The following is a 7,212-nucleotide window of genomic DNA, read 5'->3' as shown; positions in this document are numbered from 1 at the left end:
GATGGGCTATGGAGTGTCAGTTTTAGTCCCGACGGCAAATATATCGTTACGGCATCAGCAGACACAACAGCCCGGTTGTGGGATGTCACAGGCAAGTTGATACAAGAATTTAAAGGACATCAACGTTGGGTAAGGAGTGTCAGTTTTAGTCCCAACGGCAAATACATCGCTACGGCATCATGGGACAAAACAGCCCGGTTGTGGGATGTCACAGGTAAGTTGATACAGGAATTTAAAGGACATCAAGATGGGCTATGGAGTGTCAGTTTTAGTCCCGACGGCAAATATATCGTTACGGCATCAGCAGACACAACAGCCCGGTTATGGGATGTCACAGGTAAGTTGATACAGGAATTTACAGGACATCAAAGTTGGGTATCGAGTGTCAGTTTTAGTCCCGACGGCAAATACATCGTTACGGCATCAGCAGACACAACAGCCCGGTTGTGGGATTTAACAGGCAAGTTGATACGAGAATTTAAAGGACATCAAGATGGGGTATCGAGTGTCAGTTTTAGTCCCGACGGCAAATACATCGCTACGGCATCAGGCGACAATACAGCCCGGTTGTGGGATGTCACAGGTAAGCTGATACAGGAATTTAAAGGACATCAACGTTGGGTAAGGAGTGTCAGTTTTAGTCCCAACGGCAAATACATCGCTACGGCATCAGGGGACCAAACAGCCCGGTTGTGGCGAATCAGAAGTTTAGATGAAATGCTGGTGCAAGGCTGCGATTGGCTGCACGACTATTTGCAGAATAATGCTGAGGAAAGCGAGAAACACCTCTGCGATGAGATTAGTGCTCAGAATAAATGATTAGCCAATCAGTCGGTAGGTGCAAATAAACCAGATCCTGTAACAGAATGTAAAGCGATCGCAACTTTTGCGATTCCTGCATTTCACCCGCAATGACAGATTTACCGCATGGGGCCCAGAAACCGGGTTTTTTACGAAAATATTTCGTTGCAGCCAGCAGATTAGGTAAAAAACCCGGTTTCTTTGGTCTGGCGTAAGTCCTGACTTAACAGAATTCTGCCACTTAAACCAGCTTATCTTCGGCAATTCCCCTATAGCAGCGGCCAAATGTGCTAACGTACAATCAAAAATCCCCCAATTTCAACTATCGCGAGACAGATAACCGTGTTCGCTCAAGCACCTCCAACTCCCAATTACAAATGGTTTAGCTGCGTTTCTAGCACTGTTTTCACCGCATTGTGCCTGTTGCCTCTTTTCAGCGCTGCGGGATACGCCCAAACTCCCCAAAATAGACCCATCAAAATCGGTGTGGTGCAGCGGTTTGGCACCAAAGCAACCGACAAACTGACGCTGAAAGCATTACCGGGCGACAGCTTAACATTGAGTTACAAAACTCCTCAAGGCATAGAAACCAAAACGGCTGCTAGCGTCAAGTTAGAAATAGCCCCGAAACCTCTGGAATCGCCCTTAGTAGAAGAACGAGTTGTTCTGAGCTCCCACCGCAGTTTCGAGAGTGCTGAAGCCAGCGCCAATCAGTGGCGCGCCCAGGGAATTGATGTAGAAATTGCTCAACCTTTTCGCTGGCAAGTTTGGGCCAAAAGAGATACTTACAACTCTCCTTTGGTGCGGCGCTGGCTGTTGCAAAGTTTGCAAGCTCAAGGGAACACAACAGCTTTTTTGGATTCCAAAGTTTTTAAACAAGTACCCCAGGCTTTTTGGGTTTTAAACGGCTTTCGTTTCAACCGCCATGAGTTGGATGTGACGGCCGGGAAAAATGTGATTGAGGTATTGGAACAAACCACCCAAGAGGCCACAGCTACTGAACCAGAAAAAGCAATTCAACAAACTCACCGTTATGGCGGCAGTTTGCACCTGCAAAAAAATTCTTACGGCACTTATACTTTGGTAAATAAAGTGCTGACCGAAACTTATTTGCGGGGTGTTGTTCCTCACGAAATTGGGGCTTTTTCGCCTTACGCTGCGATTGTCGCTCAAACTATTTTGGCGAGAACCTACGCCCTGAGAAATTTGCGCCGATTTGCTGTGGATAATTATGAGTTGTGCGCTGATGTTAACTGTCAAGTTTATAAGGGTTTGACCGAGGTTTACCCGCAAAGTGATAAGGCGATCGCCCAAACGAGCGGTTTGGTGCTAACTTACGAAAATCAGTTGGTTGACGCGCTCTATTCCGCGTCTAGCGGCGGCGTGACAGCCTCTTTTAACGATGTGTGGCAGGGCGCGGAACGTCCATATTTGCGATCGCTCGTCGATTCCCCTAATAATGTTTGGGATTTGTCGAAGCAGAGTTTGTCTGACGAAAACAATTTCCGCCGCTTTATCAGTTTGGAAAAAGGGTTTAATGAGGAAAAAGAAGACACATTTCGGTGGCGCGAACCCGCTTCTTTGACAGCGATTGGTGGATTTCTCAAACAGTATCTTCAGAAGAAACAGCACCCGCTGGCTAATTTGAAAACTGTCACTCAGGTGGAAGTGGTAGAAAGGTCGCCCGCAGGTCGAGTTTTGAAAATGAAGGTTCAAACTGACTTGGGTCCCATCATTATCGACAAAGACGAGATTCGCAATGCTTTTTACCCGCCGATTAGCACGCTTTTTTACCTAGAACCAATTTACAATCCCGACAAAACCCTCAACGGTTATGCTTTTGTCGGAGGTGGTTTCGGACACGGGGTGGGAATGAGTCAGACTGGTTCTTACAATTTGGCTAATTTGGGTTGGAATGGATCTCAAATTCTGGGCTTTTATTTTCCCGGCGCTCAAGTTGTCCCACTCACCGATGCCATTACATTTTGGCGCGAATAGTCGATCGGAGTCGGTCTAAGAGTCGGCGATTTCCCTCGCCACTAAACAAACTTTCGTCCCTCTCGCTTGAGACTAAATATTAGTCCTAAAACTTTTAGATTTTAGACTTGGGATTCTAGATTGGTTTCACAGTTAATCTAAAATCTGCCATCTAAAATCTAAAATTATTTGGTCAGCTATCTGTTCAAACAGCTAGGAATTCATAGCTGGGAGTGACAGACTGCTGGCGGCTTTGTTGCAATGTTAGACACAGAAACCCGGTTTCTTAACATAATTGCCGTATTTCAGCTTAATTCTGGAAACGAGAAACCGGGTTTCTTATGGTATCACGCAGAGCGTCCTTTTTTAGTACAGCTCTTCTTCTTTGTGAGTTTCGATCGTACAGTCAGACTTGGGATAGGCGACGCAGGTGAGGACCATTCCGGCCTCGATTTGGTCGTCGTCCAAGAAAGATTGGTCGGATTGGTCAATTTCGCCTTTGACTATTTTGCCAGCGCAGGTGGAGCAAGCTCCAGCGCGACAAGAGTAGGGGAGGTCGAGTCCTGCTTCTTCAGCAGCATCAAGAATGTAAGTATCGTCATCAACGTCAATGGTCTGGTTAATTCCTTCGGCTTCGCTGATGAGGGTAACTTTGTAAGTTGCCATGCACTAAATCCTCTCAAAAATTCAACAAGATTGATAATTTTTCCTAATGCAACCTTCAAGGCTCTATTAGCTTTGAGGTTAGGTCTTAGGTTCGTTCCCTCTATGATAGTAGGGGATAGAAGGGAGGTTGACACACTTATTTACAAAACATTTGAATGGGATTAGTTATAACTTTTTCTAATTTCATCTTGATTACTTATACCTATCTTGGGTTCAGCCTTGTGATACTGTTGCCGCAAGACTTGCGCTAAATAATCCGGTTTCTAGGAAAAATCCTGTTTTGAGCCCTACAGCACAAAAACCAGGTTGTTGGTATGCGGTGTGTCGATCGAGTTTCAGCAAGACTTGCTGCAAGGCAAGTCCCAGCAGGCGGTGAAATGTATAGTTAGATCGCATCAAGACTTGGGTGTTGAAGGCTCGATCGAATAAATCGCACCACAACCACAGCTTAAAATCGGGGCGATAGAACCCTAAACCCCTGCACCGCAAGTCTGTAACTATCTAAAATCTTAAATCTCAAATCCCATGACTAATATTGATACTCACTTTGGTTTTTCGCTTAATTCTCCAATTCGCGTGGGGATTGTGGGTACTGGTTTTGCCGCTAAGTTGAGGGCGGAGACAATTCAAGCTGATGGGCGATCGCACTTGGTAGCGGTTGCGGGCCACACCCCGGATAAAACCGCAGCATTTTGTCAAGGGTTCGGGGCAGAAGCTGCGGTTTCCTGGCGCAAGCTGGTAGAAAGAGACGATTTAGATCTGGTGATTGTCTGTACGGTCAACCGGGATCACGGGGCGATCGTTCTGGCCGCGCTAGAAAATGACAAGCACGTTGTGGTGGAATATCCTCTATCTTTAGACGTATCTGAAGCAGAAAGGGCGATCGAACTTGCAGCCCAAAAGCAAAAACTCCTCCACATCGAACACATCGAACTGCTAGGCGGTTTGCACTCCTCAATCAAAGAATCTTTGCCCTTAATCGGTAAAGTTTTTTACGCCCGCTACATTACTATTACTCCTCAACATCCAGCGCCGCAGCGGTGGACTTATCAACATTCCCTCTTTGGCTTTCCGTTAGTTGGTGCAATTTCGCGACTGCACCGATTTACCGATTTGTTCGGGGAAGTGGCAACCGTTAACTGTCAAGCTCAATTTTGGGACAGTCAGCCGGATTTCTACAAAGCTTGTTTGTGCAACGCACAGTTGCGCTTTGCCAATGGCATTGTCGCTGAAACTGTTTATGGAAAAGGAGAGACTTTTTGGCAGTCGGAAAACATTTTTACTATCTACGGTGAAGCAGGAACGCTGGTTTTTACTCCTGAATCCGGTCAATTAATTCAAGGAGAAAATCGGCGTAACCTCAAAGTAGGAACACGGCGCGGCTTGTTTGCCAAAGACACCGATATGGTGTTGGAATATTTGTCAAACGGTACGCCTTTGTACGTGAATAATGCCAGTAGTTTGTATGCTTTGAAGGTGGCAGATGCTGCGAGGCGATCGAGCGAAATTAGGCAAAATGTAGCCCTTAGCAATTTATAAAAATGACTGACGAAATAAATCGTTTTCTATGCTATGTATAGGGTAAGGTGGGCTGCGGCGCATTACAGTAAAATTGCCAGAGTCTATCTATAGTAGTTCGTACTCTCACTTACATTACAAAGTTAGGCCTACGAGCAAAAATATTTAGAACTAAATAGCACTGTCGAATGCAGCTTTTAGCCTTGACGACCATTTGGTCACTTCTGCTAAACATCAGCCAAGTTGTGCTAAAACATTCAAAAGACATAGACAACGTTGGGCTGCTTTCATTCACTAAAAAAAAGGAATTTATGCCTGGACACGACATTATCGTTATTGGAACTTCGGCAGGCGGACTCAAAGCACTGGGCGCGATCGTGGGTACTCTTCCTACTGACATAGATGCTGCCATCTTTATTGTTCAGCACCTCGCAGCCGATAAGCCCAGCATTCTTCCCAAAATTCTGGCAGATGTAGGCTCTCTCCCGGCATCTCACCCGTCCGACGGAGAGCAAATTCAAAAAGGGCGCATCTACGTCGCGCCGCCCGATTATCACCTGTTGGTCAATCAAGGCTCAATGCGCGTGGTGCGTGGGCCTCAAGAAAATAGATTTCGACCCGCGATCGATGCGTTATTTCGTTCAGCCGCTCGTGCTTATGGTACAAGGGTGGTGGGCGTGGTACTGACTGGCTATCTGGATGATGGCACGGTGGGATTGCAGGCGGTCAAGAAACAGGGCGGAGTGGCGATCGTCCAAGATCCAAAAGAAGCAGAATACCCCAGCATGGCAAAGAGTGCCTTGCGGTATGTGAAGGTCGATCACTGCCTGCCACTGGCAGAAATCCCACACCTGCTAGTGCGTTTGTCGAATCAACCCGTCGCCGAAGAGGAGGCATACCCCGTGAGCGAAGAGATCGAAATTGAATCTAAGATTGCTGAACAGCAAATGAATACCCAGGAGTTTTTAAAGAATGTAGAAGCGATCGGAACTCGGACAACTTACAGCTGCCCTGAATGCAACGGCAGCATCTGGCAAATTGGCAAATCAGAGCCGCTGCGGTTTCGCTGTCACATCGGGCACTCCTTTACGGCTGATATATTTCTATCAGAGCAAACTCAGTATATTGAAAATGCTTTGTGGTCGGCTGTTCGGGCAATGGAGGAAAAGGTCACGTTCTCGCATCAAATGTCTGAGCGGATGAAAAATTACAATTTACAAAGTGCGGCAGCAAAATACGAAGATCAGGCCAAAAGCCTGGATGGCGAAGTATCGCTGATTCGAGAGATCATTCTCAAGGGCTTTGCCACGAAACGAACCATTGCCGCCGAAACAGAGGAAGAGCTGCCAGAGTAACTCAACGTCGATCGAGTTTTCTTTCCACCGAGCAATACGCTTAACGAGTGTTTTACAGCAGCGTAAAATTTTAGTCGTCAAGGCGCAGCAATTATTACTTTAGATAACTGAGAAATGTGACGGTAATGTTCTAGATGTATAGTATATTTAGCCTCATTTAAATTACATTTAATTGTGTAAGGCTGATAAATCCAGGTTGATTTTTTACTCGATCGATCCAAGTTTGAATTGCTGGAAATCTGGTTAAATCAAATCCGCCCTCGCCCGCAACGTGAGTGTAAGCAAATAAACAGATGTCAGCAATAGTATAGCGATCGACTACAAAAAAAGCATGGTTTGCTAAATGCTGTTCCATCACCCCCAAAGCAGCATAACCCGGTGCTTGTTTTTGTTTAAGTGCTTCTTGATATTCTTCAGCTTTACCTGTCAAATACCAAAAACGAGAAGTAGCAATAAAAGGTTCGTGGCTGTACTGTTCAAAGAATAACCACTGCATGACTTGAGCGCGTTCAAATTTATCACTGGGGACAAACTCTGTTCCTTCGCTCAAATAAAACATAATTGCATTTGATTCAAATAGAAATTTATCCGGTTCTATTTCTAAAACAGGAATACGCCCGTTAGGATTTTTCATCAAAAATTCAGGAGTTCGACTTTCTCCTTTTATAATATCAATTTCCAGCCGCTCGAAGGGAATATTAAGCTGAGTTAAAAGCAAGCGGATTTTGTAGCAATTTCCAGAGGTAGAATATTCGTAAAGTTTCAACATGAGTATTTTTTTTATATACCGCAGAGAACACTGAACACGCAGAGTTAAGAAACAATACTCCGGACAGTTTTTAAAGAGGGATGCGACGCCTACGGCAAGCAACGCTTACGCAATAAATCACAGAAG

Annotated in this window: 7 protein-coding genes; 4 read left to right on the top strand and 3 right to left on the bottom strand. The window is 45.5% G+C overall.

Annotated elements, in window-relative coordinates; all coding sequences use genetic code 11:
- On the top strand, window positions 1-819 hold an 819-nt coding region (locus QUA70_RS27550), incomplete at its 5' end, for a WD40 repeat domain-containing protein (RefSeq protein ID WP_333350564.1).
- A 324-nt stretch (window positions 820-1,143) separates the two neighbouring features.
- Window positions 1,144-2,799 (top strand): SpoIID/LytB domain-containing protein, encoded by a 1,656-nt coding sequence (locus QUA70_RS27545; protein WP_333350562.1) that lies wholly within the window; start codon window positions 1,144-1,146, stop codon window positions 2,797-2,799.
- Window positions 2,800-3,144: 345 nt separating this feature from the next.
- Here QUA70_RS27545 and QUA70_RS27540 read toward each other — a convergent pair whose 3' ends face one another.
- Together QUA70_RS27540 and QUA70_RS27535 are read right to left on the bottom strand one after the other, a co-directional pair.
- The gene (locus QUA70_RS27540) at window positions 3,145-3,444 is read right to left on the bottom strand and encodes a ferredoxin (protein ID WP_333334890.1); all 300 of its coding nucleotides are present in this window, start codon (window positions 3,442-3,444) and stop codon (window positions 3,145-3,147) included.
- A gap of 213 nt (window positions 3,445-3,657) precedes the next feature.
- Window positions 3,658-3,840, bottom strand: coding sequence for a hypothetical protein (locus QUA70_RS27535; RefSeq protein WP_333350560.1), 183 nt, complete (start codon window positions 3,838-3,840; stop codon window positions 3,658-3,660).
- 129 nt (window positions 3,841-3,969) lie between these two features.
- Between QUA70_RS27535 and QUA70_RS27530 the strand changes: the two genes are divergently transcribed.
- Both QUA70_RS27530 and QUA70_RS27525 read left to right on the top strand, forming a co-directional pair.
- Complete coding sequence (locus tag QUA70_RS27530) at window positions 3,970-4,983, top strand: Gfo/Idh/MocA family oxidoreductase (protein WP_333350558.1); 1,014 nt, start codon at window positions 3,970-3,972, stop codon at window positions 4,981-4,983.
- 290 nt (window positions 4,984-5,273) lie between these two features.
- A complete protein-coding gene (locus tag QUA70_RS27525) occupies window positions 5,274-6,317 on the top strand; it encodes a chemotaxis protein CheB (protein ID WP_333350557.1) in 1,044 nt (347 codons plus the stop codon).
- A 157-nt stretch (window positions 6,318-6,474) separates the two neighbouring features.
- Here the strand turns inward: QUA70_RS27525 and QUA70_RS27520 are convergent, their stop codons facing one another.
- Complete coding sequence (locus tag QUA70_RS27520; protein WP_333350555.1) at window positions 6,475-7,086, bottom strand: glutathione S-transferase family protein; 612 nt, start codon at window positions 7,084-7,086, stop codon at window positions 6,475-6,477.
- Window positions 7,087-7,212: the final 126 nt, after the last annotated feature.

Source organism: Microcoleus sp. LAD1_D5 (assembly GCF_036702115.1).
Taxonomy (GTDB): Bacteria; Cyanobacteriota; Cyanobacteriia; order Cyanobacteriales; family Microcoleaceae; genus Microcoleus.
The sequence above is the reverse complement of the archived record's forward strand: the minus strand, read 5'-3'. Positions and strand labels throughout refer to the sequence as shown.